This is a genomic window from Mesorhizobium sp. LHD-90 (assembly GCF_030929505.1).
Classification (GTDB): domain Bacteria; phylum Pseudomonadota; class Alphaproteobacteria; order Rhizobiales; family Rhizobiaceae; genus Kumtagia.
Genome location: NZ_JAVFVV010000017.1, coordinates 77522 through 97782, shown reverse-complemented (window position 1 = coordinate 97782; position 20261 = coordinate 77522). Strand labels below are relative to the sequence as shown.

15 protein-coding genes and 1 pseudogene are annotated in these 20261 nt (G+C 63.7%); 2 read left to right on the top strand and 14 right to left on the bottom strand.

The window, feature by feature from the left end:
- Positions 1–662: 662 nt before the first annotated feature.
- The 6 genes from RB623_RS22295 to RB623_RS22270 form a co-directional block, all read right to left on the bottom strand.
- On the bottom strand, positions 663–932 hold the full coding sequence (locus RB623_RS22295) for a MoaD/ThiS family protein (RefSeq protein WP_308059198.1): 270 nt from the start codon (positions 930–932) through the stop codon (positions 663–665).
- A 29-nt stretch (positions 933–961) separates the two neighbouring features.
- Complete coding sequence (locus RB623_RS22290; RefSeq protein WP_308059197.1) at positions 962–2044, bottom strand: exo-alpha-sialidase; 1083 nt, start codon at positions 2042–2044, stop codon at positions 962–964.
- Between the two features lie 175 nt (positions 2045–2219).
- Complete coding sequence (locus RB623_RS22285) at positions 2220–3149, bottom strand: cation diffusion facilitator family transporter (RefSeq protein WP_308059196.1); 930 nt, start codon at positions 3147–3149, stop codon at positions 2220–2222.
- 1 nt (position 3150) lies between these two features.
- A complete protein-coding gene (locus tag RB623_RS22280) occupies positions 3151–5340 on the bottom strand; it encodes an anthranilate synthase (protein WP_308059195.1) in 2190 nt (729 codons plus the stop codon).
- Positions 5341–5641: 301 nt separating this feature from the next.
- Complete coding sequence (locus RB623_RS22275; RefSeq protein WP_308059193.1) at positions 5642–6694, bottom strand: succinylglutamate desuccinylase/aspartoacylase family protein; 1053 nt, start codon at positions 6692–6694, stop codon at positions 5642–5644.
- A gap of 136 nt (positions 6695–6830) precedes the next feature.
- Complete coding sequence (locus tag RB623_RS22270) at positions 6831–9029, bottom strand: esterase-like activity of phytase family protein (protein WP_308059192.1); 2199 nt, start codon at positions 9027–9029, stop codon at positions 6831–6833.
- A 165-nt stretch (positions 9030–9194) separates the two neighbouring features.
- Between RB623_RS22270 and RB623_RS22265 the strand changes: the two genes are divergently transcribed.
- Together RB623_RS22265 and RB623_RS22260 are read left to right on the top strand one after the other, a co-directional pair.
- On the top strand, positions 9195–10043 hold the full coding sequence (locus tag RB623_RS22265) for an alpha/beta hydrolase (protein WP_308059191.1): 849 nt from the start codon (positions 9195–9197) through the stop codon (positions 10041–10043).
- A 116-nt stretch (positions 10044–10159) separates the two neighbouring features.
- Positions 10160–10945 carry an SDR family NAD(P)-dependent oxidoreductase gene (locus tag RB623_RS22260; RefSeq protein WP_374121726.1) on the top strand — a complete coding sequence of 262 codons (786 nt, stop codon included), beginning with the start codon at positions 10160–10162 and terminating at the stop codon, positions 10943–10945.
- A 9-nt stretch (positions 10946–10954) separates the two neighbouring features.
- Here the strand turns inward: RB623_RS22260 and RB623_RS22255 are convergent, their stop codons facing one another.
- The 8 genes and pseudogenes from RB623_RS22255 to RB623_RS22220 all read right to left on the bottom strand — a co-directional run bounded on the left by RB623_RS22255 (position 10955) and on the right by RB623_RS22220 (position 20107).
- The gene (locus RB623_RS22255) at positions 10955–11482 is read right to left on the bottom strand and encodes a hypothetical protein (RefSeq protein ID WP_308059189.1); all 528 of its coding nucleotides are present in this window, start codon (positions 11480–11482) and stop codon (positions 10955–10957) included.
- A 174-nt stretch (positions 11483–11656) separates the two neighbouring features.
- Positions 11657–11836, bottom strand: a pseudogene (locus RB623_RS22250) (glucoamylase family protein); the annotation flags it as partial.
- Between the two features lie 240 nt (positions 11837–12076).
- Positions 12077–13756, bottom strand: a complete 1680-nt coding sequence (locus RB623_RS22245; RefSeq protein ID WP_308059188.1) for a formate--tetrahydrofolate ligase — start codon at positions 13754–13756, stop codon at positions 12077–12079.
- Between the two features lie 186 nt (positions 13757–13942).
- Entirely contained in the window at positions 13943–15112 is a 1170-nt protein-coding gene (locus tag RB623_RS22240; RefSeq protein ID WP_308059187.1) for a DUF2333 family protein, read from the bottom strand.
- 53 nt (positions 15113–15165) lie between these two features.
- A complete protein-coding gene (locus RB623_RS22235) occupies positions 15166–16452 on the bottom strand; it encodes a DUF6638 family protein (RefSeq protein ID WP_308059249.1) in 1287 nt (428 codons plus the stop codon).
- A gap of 73 nt (positions 16453–16525) precedes the next feature.
- Positions 16526–16942, bottom strand: a complete 417-nt coding sequence (locus RB623_RS22230) for a DUF559 domain-containing protein (RefSeq protein ID WP_308059186.1) — start codon at positions 16940–16942, stop codon at positions 16526–16528.
- A 58-nt stretch (positions 16943–17000) separates the two neighbouring features.
- A complete protein-coding gene (locus RB623_RS22225; protein WP_308059185.1) occupies positions 17001–18911 on the bottom strand; it encodes an AAA family ATPase in 1911 nt (636 codons plus the stop codon).
- A gap of 47 nt (positions 18912–18958) precedes the next feature.
- Positions 18959–20107, bottom strand: a complete 1149-nt coding sequence (locus tag RB623_RS22220; RefSeq protein ID WP_308059184.1) for a hypothetical protein — start codon at positions 20105–20107, stop codon at positions 18959–18961.
- Positions 20108–20261 lie beyond the last annotated feature (154 nt).

Genomic DNA, 20261 nt, shown 5'->3' with positions numbered 1-20261 from the left:
AAGTTTGCGGCAAGTTTACGGGGCAGCGCGGACGGCCAAGGAAAATCACCCCTGGCACTGGATATTCAGAAAAAGGGGGACAGGACGTCCGCAATTTTATGACAATCCGATTCGGATTCATGCCATAAGCTATTGAAATCCTTCATTCCGATAGTCGGGAAAAACGGTCCGGCTCGGTTTTTTCCGGCAGGTTTATCCCTCCTGCCTCAGGCTGCCCCATAATCCTCGCAATCGCTCTCGCGGGAAACCTGGTGCGCACCGGGTATCAGGGGAGAGCGTCGGCGCCGGGGTGGCCGCGTAACGGTGCGCGGCTTGGCGAGAGTCTCGAGACCCGGGCCCCAGATCGCGACGACACGCTCCGGAACGAGTGAGCGGTATCAGCGGTCGGGCAAGAACGCCGGCGGGGCGCAGGGTTCGCGCCACGTTTTTTAACTTTGAGAGGCTCGGCCCTGCGCCCCGCTTCCCACCTCCCGAGAGGGAGATTTCCACTCAATGGCCAGGGCGGATTTTCCGCAGCGTGGCAAGGAAGGAGTGCGGTCTCGATGCAGGTTCCGTTGCGCCAAGCCGCCGTGTTCGTGACGGCCTGCTTCACCAGAGGAGGCAGGCAATCGGATCGCCGAAGGCGGTGGAGGGGGCATGGGCCGATATGCTTCGGCAGCCCGTCACCCCCCGCTGATCGCCGTCAGGATAAAAACCTCGGTGCCGGGTTCGAGCTTCATTTCCAGCCTGGCGCGCTCGCCGTCGACGAAGACGTTGATGTGCTTGCGGATCGCCGGCGTGGTGTCGCACAGCCGGTCGCGCATTCCCGGCCAGCGCTCGTTCAGCGCGTCGATCATCTCGCGCACGGTGCGCGCCTCGACCTCGAGGCGCCGCACCGAGCCGGGAAACAAGTCCACCAGCGGCCCCGGCAGCCGGACTTTTATACGCGCCATTTGCGTTGCGCCGTGCATGGCCCGAAATCCTAGCGCTCGACCACCAGCGTCTCGACCGACAGCACCGTCGGCAGGTGCTCGGCGATCGCCGTCCAGCTTTCGCCTTCGTCGGCGCTGGCGTAGACCGAGCCCGAACTGGTTCCGAAATAAACGCCGGCCCGCTCGTGCCTGTCCGTCGCCATCGCCTGGCGCAGCACGCCGAAATAGGCGTTCTTCTGCGGCAGGCCCTCGCGCATGTCCTGCCAACTCTTGCCGGCGTCGCGGGTGCGCCAGACGGCCGCCTTGGCATCCGGCACGTAGCGGCCGGCGGAATCGCCGTTCAGCGGCAGCAGGAACAGCATGTCGGGGTCACGCGGGTGCGCGGCGGCGGGGAAGCCGAAGGTCGAGGGCAGGCCGGCCTCGATGCTCCGCCATTCCTTGCCGCCGTTCTCGCTGACATACATGCCGCAATGGTTCTGTTGGTAAAAGCGCTCGCCGCCGCCGGGAGCCATCACCACGCAGTGCACGCACTGGCCGAATTCAGGGTATCTCTGGTCGTCGGGGTTGAAATCGGCGCGTGTGCCGCGATTGCGCGGTTCCCATGTCTTGCCGCCGTCGGCGGTATGGAAGACGCCTGCCGCCGACACGCCGATCCAGATCTTGTCCTCGTCCTCCGGATGCACCACCAGCGAATGCAGGATCAGCCCGGCGCCGCCCGGCTGCCAGTGCTCGCGCGAAGGGTGCTTTTGCAGGCCCTCGATATGCGACCAGTTCTGCCCGCCGTCGTCGCTGCGGAACAAGCCGGCCGGTTGCACGCCGGCATAGAGGCTGCCATTGTTGGCCGCGAGGCTCCACACCGCCTTCACCGGTTCCTTACCTTCCTCATAAGCAAGCCCTTCGCTGGAATGCGTCCAGGTCTTGCCGAGATCGGTGGATTTCCACACGGCCGGGCCGAACCATTCATTGCCGCCGCCGGCATAGATCGTGCCGGTCCGCGGGTCGCCGACGACGTGGTTCATCGGCCAAGTCTCGCAGAACGGTCCGCTCAGCGTCCAGTCTTTCCGCTCTTCGTCACTCTCGGCGATGAAGGCGCCTTTCTTGGTTCCCAGAAGCACAAGGGTTTTCTGTGTCACGTCGACTTCCTCCGCACGATGACAGGCGGCCGTCGTCTCCAGTCGGGCCGCGAAAGCGATGACCATCCGTCTCGCTCATACGGAGCGAGGACGAATGGCGGCATTCGGAGCCGACATCGCCGTTCAGGAGTTTATCAATTTTTTCCAGCCGGCGCATTGCGCACGGCCGCAGGTTTCACGCGAACGGCACGGCGCTGGTGCCGGGCGGCAGTTTCGCCTCGTCGTCGGGCTCGACATGGATGAGCACGCGCACCGACGGGATTTCAGCCCTCAATGCGTCCTCGATGCGGTCGCAGATGACGTGGCTCTCTCGCACCGGCATGTCGCCGTCGACGATCAGGTGGAATTCGATGAAGGTGGCGCGGCCTGCGGTGCGGGTCTTGAGGTCGTGGACCTCCAGCGCGCCTTTGGAGTTCGCAGAAATGATGTCGCGGATGTGCAAATTGTCCTCGATCGGCACAGCCTTGTCCATCAGGCCGCTCAGCGACTCGCCCATGATCTTCCAACCCTGGACCAGGATATTGACCGCGACCAGTGCCGCCAGCAGCGGATCGAGGATTGTCCAGCCGGTGAGGACGGCCAGGACCAGGCCGGCGATGACCCCGACCGAGGTCATTACGTCGGTCATCAGGTGGTGGCCGTCTGCCTCGAGCGCCGGCGATTTTGCACTGCGTCCCTGACGGATGAGAACGAAGGCCCAGACCGCATTGAGGACAGCGGCGAAGCCGTTCACTGCCAGGCCTTCCCAGGGCTGCTCGAGCGGACCTGGGTTGCTCAGCGTCCGAAACACCTGCGACATGATCAGGAGGGCCGCGACGATGATCATCGCGCCTTCCAGCACCGCGGCGAAATATTCGGCCTTATGGTGACCGTGCTGATGGTCGCGGTCGGCCGGCATGTGGCTTATGCGGATCGCCCAAAGCGCGGCGATCGCCGTCACAACGTTGACGATCGATTCCAGCGCGTCAGAATAAAGCGCAACCGAGCCGGTGATCCACCAGGCGAACGCCTTCAGGCCGAGCACCACCAAGGCGACGACGATCGACCAGAAGGCCAACCGCACGACTTTCTGCTTGGCGGCGGTCGAGGAGGATGCCGCGTTCAAGCTAGGCCGCCTTTTCCTTGGCCTTGCGCGGCAGATGCGCGACGACGTTCTCGATCATGCGCATGCCGGCGTTCTGGCCGAGCGTCATGATCGATTCGGGATGGAACTGCACCGCCGCGATCGGCTCCTTGCGGTGCTCGAAGGCCATGATGACGCCGTCCTCGGTCTCGGCGGTGACGATGAAGTCGTCGGGCAGCCGCACCGGATCGGCGAAGATCGAGTGGTAGCGGCCGACCGTCACCTCTTTGGGCAGCCCGGAGAAGATGACGCCCGGCTTCGACACGCGGATGCGCGAGGGTTTTCCGTGCATCGGCACGTGGAGCTGGCGCAGTTCTCCGCCATAGGCTTCGGCGAGCGCTTGCAGGCCGAGGCAAACGCCGAAGATCGGCAGGTCGCGCTGGCGCGCTTTCCTGATGGTGGCGGCGCAGTCGAAATCCTTCGGCGTGCCCGGGCCGGGCGAAAGCACGACGAGGTCGGGCTTCAGCCTGTCGAACAGTTCTTCCGGCACGGGCGTGCGCACCGTCGAGACATTGGCGCCGGTCTGGCGGAAATAATTCGCCAAGGTGTGCACGAAGGAATCCTCGTGGTCGACCAAGAGGATGTTGACCCCGTCGCCGACGCGGGCGGCGCTGCGGTCGCCGGCCGCCGCGTTGCCGGCCTTGGCGTCTCGGATGGCGGAAATCATGGCGGAGGCCTTCAGTTCGGTTTCGGCTTCTTCTTCTTCCGGAACGCTGTCGAACAGCAATGTGGCGCCGGCGCGCACCTCGGCGATGCCGTCCTTGATGCGGATGGTGCGCAGCGTCAGGCCGGTGTTCATGTCGCCGTTGAAATGCACCATGCCGATCGCCCCGCCATACCAGGCGCGCGGGCTTTTTTCGTGCTTCTCGATGAAACGCATGGCCCACAGTTTTGGCGCGCCGGTGACGGTGACGGCCCAGGCGTGGCTCAAAAAGGCGTCGAAAGCGTCCATGCCTTCGCGCAGGCGGCCCTCGATATGGTCGACCGTGTGGATCAGCCGCGAATACATCTCGATCTGGCGCCGGCCGATGACTCGCACCGATCCCGGCTCGCACACCCTCGACTTGTCGTTGCGGTCGACGTCCGAACACATGGTGAGTTCGGACTCGTCCTTCTTGGAGTTGAGCAGTTTCAAGATCTGCTCGCTGTCCGAAATGGCGTCCTCGCCTCGCTTGATCGTGCCGGAGATCGGGCAGGTCTCGACGCGCCGGCCGTTCACCCGCACGAACATTTCCGGCGAGGCGCCGATCAAAAACTCGTTCTCGCCGAGGTTGATGAAGAAGGAATAGGGCGAGGGGTTGATCAGCTTCAGCCGCCGCGAAATGTCCGATGGCAGGGATTCGCAGCGCTCGTAGAACATCTGCCCAGGGACGACCTCGAACAGGTCGCCGCGCCTAAAACTCTCCATCGCCTTCTTGACCAGTTCGGCATATTCGCCGGGCTCGTGGTCGCCGCGCGGCGGGATGCGGTCGGCGGTCCTGAACGGTTCGGCCTCGCTGTCGCGCGGCAGGCCGGCCGTGTTGAATCCGCTGCCGGAATAGTCGTAGCGGTCGTGCCAGGCTTTTGCCGAATGGTGGTCGACCACCAGGATCTCGTCGGGGAGGTAGAGCACGAGGTCGCGCTGGCTCTCGGCACGTTTCAGCGACAGATCGACCGGATCGAACTGGAAGGCGAGGTCGTAGCCGAAGGCGCCGTAGAGGCCGAGATTGGAATCCTCGTCGGTGTGGAACAGCGCGGTGACGGCGCGCAGCACCGTGAACACCGACGGCACGCGCGAGCGTTCTTCCTCGGTGAAGACGCGCCCCGGCTCGGCGATTTTCAGCGCCAGCCGCCGTTCGGTGGTCTGGGTGAGGGTGACGTCCTTCAGCGGCAGCAGCGTGCGCGCAATGACCGGCAGCAGCACCTCACCGCGGCTGTTCAGCGCTTCGATGCGCATCGAGCGGCCGCGCGCCGAGATGACCAGTGGCGGATCGATCACCGCCGTGTCCCAGCGTGTATAGCGGCCGGGATACTCGTAGTTCGACGAAAAAACCGCGCCGCGCCGGCTGTTCAGTCCGTCGATATAGGCCTCTATCGCGCCCTTGTAGGGCGTGTCATGGCGCTGGCGGACGATGGTGACGCCGCCCGCCGTCACGAATTTCTCGGCCCCGTTGTCGAGGAGTTCGACCGACATCTTTTTCTCCATCCGTTCGCCGCGCCGGTGTCCGGATAGGCTTCAAAAACAAATGGCCGCCCGGACTTCTCCTGCGGCCACCCATTTTTCACGCGCACGCGTTTCGGCAGGCCGCTGTCAGCTGGCCCACCACCAAACGATCTTGATCGAAGCGATACGCATGCCGGATTCCATAGCGGCGAATGGGAGAGGGGGCAAGCGGATTTCCGCTGGCGCAAACAGCCGCCTCCAGCCGCGCTGCGCGGTCGTTCCGCCCGTCTACGTCATGACGCAGTGCAAGGGTCGCAACTGCTTGGCCCGGTCAGTTCTCCAGAGCGCCCTGCCTGGCGCTGGCGCTCGGTGCTTCGCCGACGAGTTTTACCAGATCGTCGCCGGCATAGGTCGAACGGCGCACGACACGCGTCAGGATATAACCCGCCTGCGGCGCCAGAACGTCGGTGGAGCCGCCTTCCTCGCCGGGAGCATGGACGATGGTCGCCAGCCGGTCGCCTTTTTTCACGCGGTCGCCGGGCTTGACGTCGAAGAGGATGGCGCCTGCGCGCGGCGCCGTCGCCACCTCAACATGGTCGATCGGAGCGACGAGGCCAGCGAAAGAGTCGAGAGCGGGCAGCGCCTGGTCCTCGATCACCCCGCGCGCAACCAACAGGCGGTAGAGGCCGTCCGCGTCGGATTGCGCCAGCGAGCGATCGACGTCGAGCAGCCCGCGATATTCGACCGTGGCAATAGCGCGCCGCTCCAGCCTGGCCTCCGCCGCCGGCATTTGCAGATACGGATGCAGCGAGGCCTCGTCGAAGGACGCGCCGGACGATCCCTCCCACAGGATCACCGCCGCCACGCCCATCGCCGCCGCGCAGTCCTGCATGCCCGGCCACAGCGCCTTCGGCACGTAAAGATAGTCCACGCCCTCGTCGTCGCAGTGCAGGTCGAGCACGATCTCGTGGCCTGTCGACAGTTTCAGCAGTCGCTGTTTCAGGCGCTGGTCGACGGTGACGCCACCGTCCCGAAGGGTGGAGGCGTCCGGCCGGTCGAGCAGCGGAAAGTCGCGGTTGAAATTGGTGCGCGTGCCGAGATGGAAGCGGCCGTGCAAGGAACCGAAATGATACTGCGCCCTGCCGACCGGATTGGCGTGCGGCACGATGGTGATCGTGCCGCGTAGCCGACCCTCGGCTTCGGCTTTGCGCAGTTTCGGCATCAGTGCGTCGATGGCGACGGTGCCCGGCAACTCGCCGGCATGCAACGCCGCTTGCAGATAGGCTTTCGGTGCAGCCGGATCGCTGCCGTCGAAGCGGAAGACGGGGAAGGTGAAGGCGACGCCTTCGGTGTCGCCCAAAATGGTCTCGATGGTCTTGTGCATGAAGTCACCCGTAAAGTCGGGGCGACAATGGCCGGTCCGGGCACGGACCGCAACGGCTGCGCCGCGCTATCGGCTGGGCCAGTCGATGACCGGTATGGGGGAGGGCGGCGGCGAAACCGCCGCCCTCCGATCGCGATCAGTTCATCGCGGAAATGTTGCCGAGGCGCAGGAACAGCGTCTCGCCGGAAGAGTCGTCGACACCGTCATTGTCGGTGACGACAAAGGCGTTGCCGGCCGCGTCGATGGTGAAACCCTCGACCTTGTCGACCACATAGCCGTTGGTTGCCGACTTCAGGTCGGGGATCAGGTCGCGCACCAGAATCTTCTCGACCACTGGCAGCGCACCGTCGAGCGCAACCGGTTTGAAGGCGTCGAGCGAGACAGAATAGAGCCGCTTCACCTTCGCCGCGTCGCCGATCAGATTGTCGCGCTCGATGATGAAAAGTTTGCCGTCATGGGCGGTGATCTCCGAAAGACCCATCCAGCCGGCCTCGGTGGCATCGAGCGGATAGCGCACGGCCGACCATTCCTTGGCCTTCGGCTTGTAGGCGAGCAATTTTGTCTGGCCCTTCGGGTCGTCCTTCCACTCGCGCTGCACGGCCATGACCAGGGTGAGGTCGTCGCCGGAGCCGACGATGGTGATGCCTTCGAGGCCGAAGCGGGTCTCGCCGGCAAGCAGAGCGGTTGGGAAGGCGATCTCCTTGTCGATCGCGCCTTTATCATCGACATGCAACACCGCATGCGGCGTCAGCTTGGCGCTGTCGCCTTCATTGGCCAGCCAGAAGCCGCCTTCGCCGTCGACAACAACGCCTTCGAGGTCGATCTTCTGCGCCGGGTGGCCGCCGCGCGTGACGATGGTCTTGCCGGTGATGAGGGCCGGCGTCTGCGTCGTGTCGATCTCGAAGATGGTCGGCGCGCCGGTGTAGACCGAGTCCGACACGGCATAGAGTTTTCCAGCCGTGGCCGGGTCGGCGGCGAGGCCGGAGAGTGCGCCCCAGCCGAGCGGCGTGCCGTCCTCGTTCGGCTTGGCGGCGATCATCGGATAGGCAGCCGGGCCTTCGGCGCGCTCGTAGACCATGACATGCGAGCGGGCGAGGTTTTCCTCTCCGAGGTCGGTTTCGTTGGCGGTGACCAGCAGGTTGCGCGACGGAATGGCGACCAGGCCTTCCGGGCCGATGCCGGACGGCAGCATTTGCAAGAATTCCGGCACGGCGCCCGTGTCCTTGTAGACGCCGACCAGCGAGCCGCGCTCGGAGGCCACGAAGAACAGTTTTTCGTCGCCGAAGGCGGCCGCCTCGAGACCTTCCGGCTCGTTGCCCTTCTTGTTGCGGTGCTCCGGATAGTGGCCGACCTTGGCGACCTCGTATTCGAAGGCCGGGCCGGATTCGTAGACGACCTCGCCTTGTCTGTTGAAGATGGTGAAGCCGCGCGTGCCACCCTTGTAGTCGCCTTCGTTAGCGACGACGAAGCGGTCGTTGTCCAGCCATTTTACCGCGTCGGGCTCGCGCGGCGTCGCCTTGACCTTGGCGTCGAAGGAGAAGGCGCCGTCCTTTTTGGTATCGACCTTGTCGAGCTCGACCGAGCCGGCCGAGAAATGCTTGACGATCTGGCCGGTCGCCGCGTCGACGATGGCGATGTGGTTGTTTTCCTGCAGCGTCACGGCGATCTCGCCGGCTTCGTTGAAGGCGACGAATTCGGGCTCCGGATCTTCCGGGGCGACCTCGGCGATGCCGGTCAGGTCGACCGTCTTCATGGTCGCGCAGTCCGGCACGCCGTCCTTCAGCGAAAGGATCTTCAGGTTGCCGGCGGGCATCTGCGGGATTTCGCCGTCGTTCAGCTCCTCGTCGCGCTCGTTCTCGATGGCGACGGCGATGAAGGCGCGGTCGCGGCTCATCGCGATCGAATCCGGCTGGCCGCCGAGATCGCAGGTGGCCGTGACGGTTTTGCCGGCAAGGTCGATCACCGAAAGGTTGCCGGACGGCTCGGTCTTCGACTTGGAGGTGTTGACCGCGGCCAGAATCTTGCCGGACTCGACCAGCACCGATGTCGGTTCGCCCTCGACCTTGACGTAGCCGCCGGCCTTCGGCGCCTTGGGGTCGGTGATGTCGATGATGCCGATGCCGCCATGCGGGCTGTCGGAATAGACCAGCGTGTTGCCGTCCTCGCTGGCCGAGATGATCTCGGAGGAGGTCGGCGAGGCGCGGTCTGCCTCGGGCAGGTTGTCGGCGACCGCGAAAGTGGCGACGCGGTTGAACGTCATGTCGGCGTGAGCGGGCAGCGCCGCGGAAGCAAGAAGCGTTGCGGTCAGCGTCAGCAGGCGCGCGTTTCCGGTCATGGGACCCTCTCCTTCGTCTGAAATCCGGGCCTGCTTTGCGCAACGCATGTTGCAGCGGCATGAAGGTTTGACGACGGATTGATGACGTTCCTCCGGGCGCTTTCGCGCGCGTTGACAAAGCCCGCGGAAAATCGGTTGATTGGTGCTCCCGCCAGGAGGTTCATCATGAAGGCTGTTCTAAGAACTTTCGTCCTCATCGCGCTCGCGGCCCTTGCCGCGCCGACCCTCGCGGAAGAACGCTGGCAGACCTTGCCCGAACCCGCGCCCATGCCAAAGCCGGCCGAAAGCGGCTATGCTGATGTCAACGGCATCGGGATGTATTACCAGGTCTTTGGCTCCGGCGAGCCGGTTCTGCTCATCCATGGCGGCCTGGGGCACGGCGATATCTGGTCAGCGCAGGTTGCGGATCTTGCCAAGGACCACAAAGTGATCGTTCCGGACAGCCGCGGGCACGGGCGCTCGACGCGCAACGCCGAGCCGTTCGGCTACGATCTCATGATGTCCGATTATCTTGCGTTGCTCGACTATCTCAAGGTCGACAAGACCGCGCTGGTCGGCTGGAGCGATGGCGGCATCATCGGCATCGATATCGCCATGAACCATCCGGAACGGCTGACGCGGCTCTTTGCACAGGCGGCCAACGTTACGATCGAGGGGGTCGATCCTGGCGTTGCCACCAACAAGACCTTTGGCGCCTATATCGCGCGCTCCGGCGAGGACTACGCCCGGCTGTCGAAGACGCCGACGGAATACGAGGCCTTCGTCAAGCAGATCAGCCATATGTGGGAAACCCAGCCGTCCTGGACGAAGAAACAGCTCGCCAAGATCAACGTGCCGACCGCTATTGTCACGGGCGACCATGACGAGGCGATCAAACGCGACCATACGGAATACATGGCGTCGGCCATTCCCGGCGCGAAGCTGGTGATCCTCGAAAACACCAGCCATTTTGCCATGCTGCAGGATCCGGAGGGCTACAACAAGGCGGTGCGCGATTTCATCGACGCGAAGTAGGCAGGGCTTTTCGCGCGGTCTTCCGGCGGGGGCGTGCGACGGCTCTATTAAGATCACAGCTGCCGGGCCAATGACACCGGCCAATATTTCAGTCGTACCATCACAGGATGTTTCTCATGGCCGCTTCCCCGTCCCGCCTTGTCATCCCGGACCTCGCCGGCAAGGTCGTGCTCGTCACCGGCGGTTCGACCGGGATCGGCGCGGCCCTGGTCGAGGCCTATGCCGCGCAGGGCTGCCGCGTCGGGTTGCACTATAATGCCAGCCACGACGCCGCGCTGGCGCTTGCCGCGCGGCTCAACGATGGCGGCGGCAATGTCTTTCCGGTGCGGGGCGATTTTTCCGTCTCGGCCGACGTCATCCGAGTCGTCGAAGACACTGCCGCGCAATTCGGCCAGCTCGACGGGCTGGTCAACAATGCCGGCGGCATGCTCGGCCGCGTGCCTTTTTCCGAGATGACGGACGAGCAGTACGACAAGGTGATGGACCTGAACGCCCGCTCGGTTGTCACGGCGACGCGCGCAGCGATCCCGTGGCTGAAGAAACGGGGCGGCTTCATCGTCAACACCTCGTCGGTCGCCGCCCGCAACGGCGCCGGCCCCGGCGCCGGCATCTACGGCTCGGCAAAGGCCTTCGTGTCCAACGTCACCCGCGGCATGGCCAAGGAACTGATCGGCCAGAACATCCGCGTCAACGCCGTGGCGCCCGGCCTGATCCTGACGCCGTTCCACGAGCGCTACTCGACGCCCGAACAGATCAAGGCCGGCATTGCCGGCATTCCGCAGGGCCGCGCCGGCACGGCTGAGGACTGCGTCGGGGCCTATCTGTTCCTGTCGTCCGGCCTGCTCAGCGGCTACGTCAGCGGCCAGGTGATCGAGGTCAATGGCGGGCAGTTGATGCCGTAGGCGCCCGGATCAGCGGTAGCTCTCCAGCCGTGCGGCTGCGTAGATCGTGTCATTTGGCCGACGGTATATCCGTTCGCCGGCCCCCACCTTGCAGGCGACGAAAAACAGCTTCGGCACCATGATCTCCCATTGAGCGATGCCTTTGCCCGCTGGATAGTCGCTGCCGGGACGCAAGGGCATAATCTTCGCGATCCGCTTGGGGCCTGTGCTGACGAAAATCCGTCGGGCCTCGTTTGCCTTCATTGTGTCGAAGCGGCCACGATCGGCGGCCACTTGTGAAAGAGACGCTTTCAGGCTGGCGTCCGTGGTCCGGGACTCTCCAACCGGGACGCCGCCCGGAAAATGCGTCATGCCGCGAAATTCGAACTCCCCTGGCCCGACCACGTCCGCCAGAAGAAGCAGGGTATACCCCCCGGCCAGCCTGCCTTCGCCATAACCCAGCACCTGTTCGAGATCGCGTGTGTCGCGTCCGCAAAGACCGTCAAGCTGCGCGACGTAACCCTGGGTTCGAACCTGCCCGCCAAGCGATGCCTGCACTAGCCGCCCCCCGATAAGGCCCCGGTCGGCAGAGTGCTTGGATTTTGCCTCTACTGCAATATGGTTCAGGCGAGGTTCACTCAGAAATCAACATGGAACCAAGAGTGCGATCGTATCGTCGGACGTCGAGCACTTGCGACCACGATACGTCGACTTGGCCGCGAGTTGGCTTATTCAAACATTGCTCCCGCCGTCCAGCCAGCCGCCGGAAAAACCGGCGAGGCGAAGGCCGTCGACAATCGGCCTGCAGCGCCGCATCAGCGTCCATAGGAAGTCGGAGCGATGGTTCTCGATCATCAGCGCCATCGGCCCCTGGTTGATGGCGATCGTCTCCGGCGCGATCCATCCCGCCCTGTGGCCGCGTCGAGGTGTCGCGCTGCAACGAGGCCAGCATCGCCTCGTCGCCCGGATGGATGATCGCATCGGCGGTGAGGGCTGCTTCGGGGTTTCCCAGCATACGCAATCTGTCGCTGCCTCGCCTCGAAGGGTGGTAACTTCCGAGAGGTCAGGCGACAGGCATCCATGTCGCCGGCCGCAAGTCAAGCAGGCGGCCGGCAGCATGGAGGTATTGAGGTCAGGCTGGCTCCGTTCCGACTAGAACAGCCCTTCGATCTGGCCCATTTCGTTCAGGAAAATCTTCTCCGACGACGGCGCCTTGGGCAGGCCGGGCATGGTCATGATCTCGCCGCAGATCGCCACGACGAAACCGGCGCCCGCCGACAGCCGGACTTCGCGCACCGGCACGACATGGCCGGTCGGCGCGCCGCGCAGGTTCGGATCGGTCGAGAAGGAATACTGGGTCTTGGCCATGCAGACCGGCAGATTGCCGTAGCCGGCCGCTTCCCACTGGTGCAACTGGTCGCGCACCGACTTGTCGGCGATCGCTTCCGAGCCGCGATAGATGCGCTTGACGATCGTGTCGATCTTGTCGAACAGCTTCATGTCGTCGCGATAGAGCGGCGCGAATTGCGAGGCGCCGCTTTCGGCAAGCTGCACCACCTTGTGCGCCAGTTCCTCGACGCCGGCCGAGCCATGCGCCCAGTGCTTGCACAGGATCGCCTCCTCGCCCATTGCCTCGACATACTCCCGCATCGCGGCGATCTCGGCTTCGGTGTCGGAATAAAAATGGTTGATGGCGACGACCGCCGGCACGCCGAACTGTTTTACGTTCTCGATGTGGCGGCCGAGATTGGCGCAGCCCTTCTTCACCGCCTCGACATTCTCCTTGCCGAGATCCTCCTTCTTGACTCCGCCGTTCATCTTCATGGCCCGCACCGTGGCGACGATGACGGCGGCGGCGGGCTTCAGGCCGGCCTTGCGGCACTTGATGTCGAAGAATTTTTCCGCGCCGAGATCGGCGCCGAAGCCGGCCTCGGTGACCACGTAATCGGCAAGCTTCAGCGCTGTCGTTGTTGCGACCACCGAGTTGCAGCCATGCGCGATGTTGGCGAACGGGCCGCCATGCACGAAGGCCGGATTGTTCTCCAGCGTCTGCACGAGATTCGGCTGCATGGCGTCCTTGAGCAGCACGGTCATCGCGCCATCGGCCTTCAGGTCACGGGCATAGACAGGTGTCTTGTCGCGGCGGTAGGCGACGATGATGTCGCCGAGGCGCTTTTCCAGGTCCTTCAAATCGTTGGCAAGGCAGAGGATCGCCATGACCTCGGACGCGACGGTGATGTCGAAGCCGGCTTCGCGCGGAAATCCGTTGGGGACGCCGCCCAGCGAGCAGAGAATTTCGCGCAGTGCACGGTCGTTCATGTCCATGACGCGGCGCCAGACGACGCGGCGGGTGTCGATGCCCTGTTCGTTGCCCCAGTAGATGTGGTTGTCGATCAGCGCCGACAGAAGGTTGTGGGCCGTAGTGATGGCGTGGAAGTCGCCGGTGAAATGCAGGTTCATGTCCTCCATCGGCACGACCTGCGCGTAGCCGCCGCCGGCGGCGCCGCCCTTGACGCCAAAATTCGGGCCGAGCGAGGCCTCGCGGATGCAGGTGATGGCGCGCTTGCCGATGCGGTTCAGGCCGTCGCCGAGACCGACCGTGGTGGTGGTCTTACCCTCGCCCGCCGGCGTCGGGTTGATGGCCGTGACGAGGATCAGCTTGCCGTCCTTGCCGCCGCGTTTCGAGGCGATGAACTCGGCCGAGATTTTTGCCTTGTCATGGCCATAGGGCAAAAGATGCTCGGATGGGATGCCGATCTTTGCGCCGATCTCCTGGATCGGCTTCTTCTTGGCGGCGCGCGCGATCTCGATGTCGGATTTGAACTCGGCCATAAGACTCCCCGGGATTCGGTTCAGATGATTTTTCGCGGTGGACGGTCCGCGCGGTTCCGGCGCGCATAGAAGCCCGACGACAGGATTTCGCGCCGTCTCAAAACAGCCGCCGGATGCACGGATTGCGACAGGCGCGAAAGCCCGTTTCGGATCAGCCGTCACGCTTCGGCGCCATCTCGGCCGCTGCTATCGGTCGAGCACCGCGCGGATCTCGACAATCTGGGAGCGGGCGCGCAACAGGTTGAAGCCCATCGTGGCCAGATGCGACGGGAAGAGGAAGCTGGACTCGTTGCCGTTGGAGATGATCCAGGGCTGCATGTTGAGGGCGTCGCGCATCTGCGTCTGCATGGTATCCCACAGCGTGGTCAGATTGCGCTCGCGGATCACCGCCGAAAAATCCTCGCGGGTCGCGCTGAGGAGGCCGTAATAGGCGTAGAGCTGGCCATAGGCGAACCAGAATCGGTCGTCGGCGCGCGGGTCGAACCAGCCGGCGTCGGAAGCTTCGATCTGGCCGCGCAATATGTCCGAGGTGGAGCCCATGTCGCCGGCGATGCGGTCGAGGAACTGGAGAAGGTTGTCGGCGCGCGCATCGAACGTGGCCTGGCATTTTTCGAGACTGGCGTTGAAGGCGCGCAGCTTCTGGATCGCCTCGCGGTAGACACTGGGCGTGGGCCGCGTCGGGCCGCGCAGGCCGATATACCAGGCGTCCTCGTCCCAAGCGAGGGCGGTACGCGCGTCCTGCAGGTTCTGGTCGATGCGTGAGGTGCCGCGGGCGCGGCCCAGCGCATCGACCAGCTCAGTGGTGGTGCGGCGCAGCACCTGGTTGATGCCGAGCTGGAATGCGGCCTTGTTGTCGAGGAAGGGCGTGTTTCGCCAGGGCAGTCCGAAGAAGCCGAGCTTCGACACCAGCATGGAGGAAATCCACGCATTCCGGTTCACGTTGAAGTCGACGAGATCGGCCGAGACGGCGGCGATTTCGGAACGCTTGCAACTCTGTGGCGCGGGGGCTGGCTGTGCCTCGGTTCCCGTGGCTGCGGGCGGTGTCGTGGTGGTGGCGGTGATCGGGTCGCCCGCAACGACATTCACCGCCTGGGCGGTTGCCGAACTTGCCGCCACGCGGGCCGGATAGTCAGGATCGAAGTCCTTCCACACCTGCGTCACGTAAAGGAAGTAGGCGTAGAGGCCGACGATGCCGATAACGACCAGGCCGAGCCCGGCCTTCAGGGTCCAGCCGCGCTGCGTGTACCAGCGGCCTGCCCACATAAACGGCCACAGGATGATGCCGATGACCAGGCCGATGGCCTTGCCGATCATCTGGAAGATCCAGGTGAAGAAATTCACGATCGGATCGAGCATGCCGTCACACTCCCTCAAGAACTGCCGGTCGGCCGCTGCGGGGCTATTCCAGGTCAGTCCGTCAGTCCGTAGAGGCGCGTGCGCAACCCTACCTTGTCTTTCAGATATGAGGTTTTCAGCGTGTTCACAACATAGGCGCGGAAGCTTTCATTCCAGCCTTCGTAGTCGCGATAAAAGCCCTGCTTGTTGAAGACGTATCGCGACACGAAGTCGTAAGGCACAAAGTCGGAGATCAGCCGGTTGGTCAGCCAGGCATCGGGGTGGTCGGGTTTCGCACGCACCACCAGGAACCGGTGCTTTGGAAACACGTCCTCGATGCGCAACTGCCCGAGCTGGGCGATCTCGCGCTTGGCGGCATTGAGGAAAGGGAAAGTCCCTTCGCGGGCGATCAGCTCGGCATGGCCGTGGATCCACGCCTGCAGCCATACCTTGTCGGCCCTGGCGAAATCGGCGTCCGGATCGGTCTGGTGGATCAGCGAGGCGATCAGCATTTCCGCCCGTTGCTCGAGATAACCCGACGTCTCGATCCATGAGGCGCGGGGGAGCTCGATGCGGCCGCTGGAGGCCAGGAACGAAAACACCTTCTCGGCGTCCCCGGTCGACAGGTAACTGACCTGCCAGGGGCGCGAGCGGCGGAAACCGGGAGCCGAAGGATCGCTGATCACCGTGGTCACATCGGAATCGACGAAGACGTAGATGCCGCCGAAATGGCTGGTCCAGAAGGCGTTGTGACGGAAGATGACCTGGTCCGGCACCAGCGCGTTTTCGCGGATGTCGCCGCAGATTTTCGCCAGCTCGACCATGCGATTGAGCATGGAGTCGTCGCGCCAGGCATCCGGCTCCTGCTTCAGCCGGTCGACCAGCTTTCCCAGCTCCGCCGCCTTGCCCAGCACGTCTTCCGCCGACAACACCCGGAACTCGACCTGGTTGATGGAAAGCAGGTCTTCGATGTCCTCCACCTTGGTGACCGAATCCTCGATCTCGCCGTAGATGACATCCTTGATCGTCAGCGCGTTGATGGCGCGCTGGTTTTTGGTCATGAACTCGTAGATGAGCTGCGAGGTGTTGGAGAAGGCGGTGTGGACCACCGGCAGGTCGACCTGCGCCGGGGTGAGGATGATGAAGCGGCGGTTGACCTCGTTGGGGTCGAGGTAAAGCGGGTCGCCGAGTTCGTCGGCCACCTGCGGCGAAAAGCCGGTGCGGTCGATCTCGAACGACGAGCGCTTGGTCGGCGGCAGGCCGAAGGCCGTCAGCGCCTTGTTGTAACGCTCCACCAGATGCGGCTCTTCGACCGGCAGCAGCCGGCCGTAGATGAGTTCATTGTCGCGCAGGAGGTCCATCATGAAGTCTCCACCTTCTCCCCGTTCACGGGGAGAAGGTGCCCGAAGGGCGGATGAGGGGCGGCGCCAACCTTCAAGGTACGGTCTCCGTAGTCTTGTGAGCTGGCAGATATTTCATTTCCACTGAGATCGACTTGTCCTTGAGACGTCCGTCCAGCACCGCCACGACGGTCTCCAGAACGGCATCCCTGTCGTTCAAAACATCTGCGTGCCAAATGCGCAGAACTGACCAGCCGTTCCTGTTCATCGTTTCGTCCCTGAACCTGTCGGAGGCTCGACCCGCATGTTGGCTACCATCGACTTCCACCACCAGGTTTGCCTGCCGGCAGGCGAAGTCGGCGAAATAGGGCCCGATCGGCAATTGCCGTACGAATTTGCGGCCATTGAGGCGTCGCCCTCGAAGCTCCTGCCAGAGGACATCTTCCGCTTCGTTCTCGACCTGCCGAAGTTCCCTGGCTCGTGTTGTTTTTCGAACATTTCCTCCACGCATCGCGCCGCCCCTCATCCGCCTGCCGGCACCTTCTCCCCGTGAACGGGGAGAAGGGTGGCTAACCCCACAACCCCTTCGCCTTCAATTCCTCCATCTCCTTCACCGCCCGTTCGCGCAGCCTGGCATCACGGATCAGCTTGCCCACCGCCGCGTCGTCGGACTTGTCGGAGTAGCGGAATTCCGAATCGGCGTAGCGGTTGATCTCCTGCATGACCATCTCCATCGAGAACGGCCCGCGCAGCTCCTCGATCATCGCCTTCTTCTCGTCGTAGCCCTTGTGCATGAAGGATTCCGGCTTCTCGAACCAGTCGTCGGGCAGTTCGATGTCCATCGCTCGCATCTTGATGGCGTCGGTGACGTTCTTGATGGCGCGGCCGGTGAAGCGCGGCTCGGCTTCCTTGATCATGTGCAGGTAGGTGCCGACGTCCTCCATCGTCTTCGGCTCGCCGTTCTCCTTCGTGAAACGCTCGAAAACCCTCATCAGGCCATCTTCCTGCGGCTTGGCGTGCTCCTCATAGGCTTCCGCGACGGCGCGCTGGATTTCCTGCGCTGCGTAAAGATCGTGCTCGCCAAGCGGGATCTTGTGGTTCTTGCCGGCGAGAAGGACAAAAATATCGACGTAGTCGTCCTTCGTCTGCGGCCCGTCCACCAGCCAGCGCGCGCCGGCGCGCTGGCGCAGCGCGTCGTCGACGTTTTCCGGGTAATTGGAGAACATGCCGAAGGAGCAGTTGCCGCGCACCACCGTCATGGCGCCGGAAAACGCCGACATCAGCACGCCGGTGATCTCGTGCTGGCCGGCAGACGCGCGGTCGTCGGAACGTTTCGCCGCCACCTGGTCGATGTCGTCTACGGTGCCGAAACCGATGGCGCGCGGGTCGAGCACGTTGTCGATGAACTGCCGGCAGTTCTGGCCGGACTTGCCCTGGTAGGACGAGATCTGGTCGACGCCGAAATTCTCGTAGTGGAAGGGGTAGCCGGCGACCTGCGCGTAGCCGTTGACCAGCCCGGCGATCATCTGGATCAGTGTCGTCTTGCCGGTGCCCGGCGCGCCGTCGCCGATGAAGGTGAACAGAAAGCCGCCGAGTTCGACGAAGGGATTGAGTTCACGGTCGAAATCATAGGCCATCAGCATTTTCGCCAGCTTCACCGACTGGTATTTGGCGATGTGGTTTCCGACGACCTCTTCCGGCTTCTTGAAGGTCATCACCAGCGGCTTCGTCTTGCGCCCCGGCGCGACGTCGAAACCGTCGAGGGTGAAATCGTCGGCGTCGATGCGGATATGCGCATCCTCGAAGGCGCCGAGTGCGCCGTCGAAGCGACCCTTTCGTGCCAGCAGACCGTCTATGGCGACGCGGGCAAAAGCTTTGGCGCGGGTGGCAAGGTCGGCCTCGTCCTTGACGCCGGAAATCGCATGGTCGAGCCCGGCCACCAGCGCCTTCAAAGAATCCTGCGGCGTGTCGAAGACGAAATGCGGTTCGGTCACGTCGTTCGGCGCCTCGCCGTCGGAATCGATCAACTGCCAGAGATAGGAGGCGAGGGAGAAGGCCGAGACGTAAGCTGCGGCCGATAGAAGCTTCTTGAAATGCGTCGCCTCATCGCCTTCCAGCGGCGCGCGGGCGTTTTTGGCCTGAAGCGCCTCCAGATCGGTGCTCTTGCCGAACACGTCGGCGACAGCGAGCGCCACCGCCAGCCCGCGCCGGGCGCGGAACAGCAGTGTGTGCTGGCCGATCGACATAAGCTGGTCGTCGGGGCGGATCGCGGCGACCGACTTCGTCAGTTCGACCTCGCGGGTGCGGCGCACCGAGCCGGTCGAAACGGTCGAGACGAAACGGCGGCCCGTGCCCGCCAATGCCGTGCCGGACTGGCCGGACGAATCCTCCAGCACGACGACACGTGTGATCATCGACTGCGCGATGGCTCGATGCTTCTCGATGTCAGCTTCAGCGATCGTGGTCAGGCCGGCGTCCATTGAACTCTCCCATCGATGGGCCGGCATATGGTCGTTGCGGCCAAGCCTCAAACATCCGAGATCACCTGTCCCTTCGACAGGATGTGGACCTTGTAACCCGTAAAAATCTTCTGCGTTTCGCCGGCCGCGTAGAGCGCTTGGTAGGCTTCATGCGGCACCAGCGCGTGTTTTTCGTAGGACGACACGCCCTGCCGCGCGGCTTCCAAATCGTTGGTCTCGATGTGGAATTCCTGGGTCGCCTTGTCGCTCGACCACAGGCCGCGCCGGCCGGGCTTTTCCGATTTGGAGAACACTTCCTGCAGCGTCCAGGTCAGCAACCAGGCGTTCTCCGGCTTGCGCACCTTGGACAGCACCTCGGTCACCACCGAATTGTTCTCGGTGATGCCGGCCGAATAGAAGGGCCCGAGCACCATGCGGCGCAACTGTTTGGGGTGCAGCGTCTCGAAATCCTTGTCGAGATTGGTAGCAATGGTCACCGGCGACAGCGTGTAGGTGGAATTCTTCTCGGTGAAATCGTCGAAACGGTGCGCGAGTTCCGGATTGAGCAATCCATCGACGGGAAGCGGAATTTCCACCTTCTCATTCAGCTTGCCGTTTGCCGTGACGAGTTGCTCGACCATCGCGGGCGAGGAATCCTCGATCGTCGCCATGTAGATCAGCGGCAGGTTGGCGCTGCCGTCGAACGACGCCCAATGGACCAGATAGTAGGGGCGGGACGTCTTCGGATTGACCGAAACCTTTACCGTCTGCGCCAGGTTGAACGGGCTGAACACGGCGCCCGCGCCGACATCCTGCAGATAGAGCCGTTCGGCCAGCGAGCGCTGCAGCGCTTCCGGGAACTCCTTGTGGCGCAGGATGAAGTCGGCCATCTCGGCGCGCAACTCGTCCGGCTCGGGAATCGCCGCCAGCCGCTTGTCGGCGGTGCGGCGGTCGTTCTCCAGTTCCAGCAGGTTCTGGAACACCGGAAAACCGCTCTCGGCGCGCGAGATGCGGAATTTATCCATGAAACCCAGCCGGTTCTTCCAGCAGGCGAAGGAGATTTCCAGCCGGGCGATGTAATCGGCGACAACTTTGGCGACGATGCCGTGGCGATAGAGCGGCGAGGAATCGTCGCGCATGAAAACGCCGAGCCCGTCCAGCGCAGCGGAGATCGCGTCGAAATAGCGGATGGCGGGATCGTCGGCGGGGGTGATCATGGCACCTTACCCTCCCCCTTGTGGGGAGGGTCGATCCGCGAAGCGGACCGGGGTGGGGGTATTTCAGACAACGGAATTTTCAAACCCCCACCCCGTCTCGCCAATCTCGCTGCGCTCGCATGGCTCGCCGACCCTCCCCACAAGGGGGAGGGTA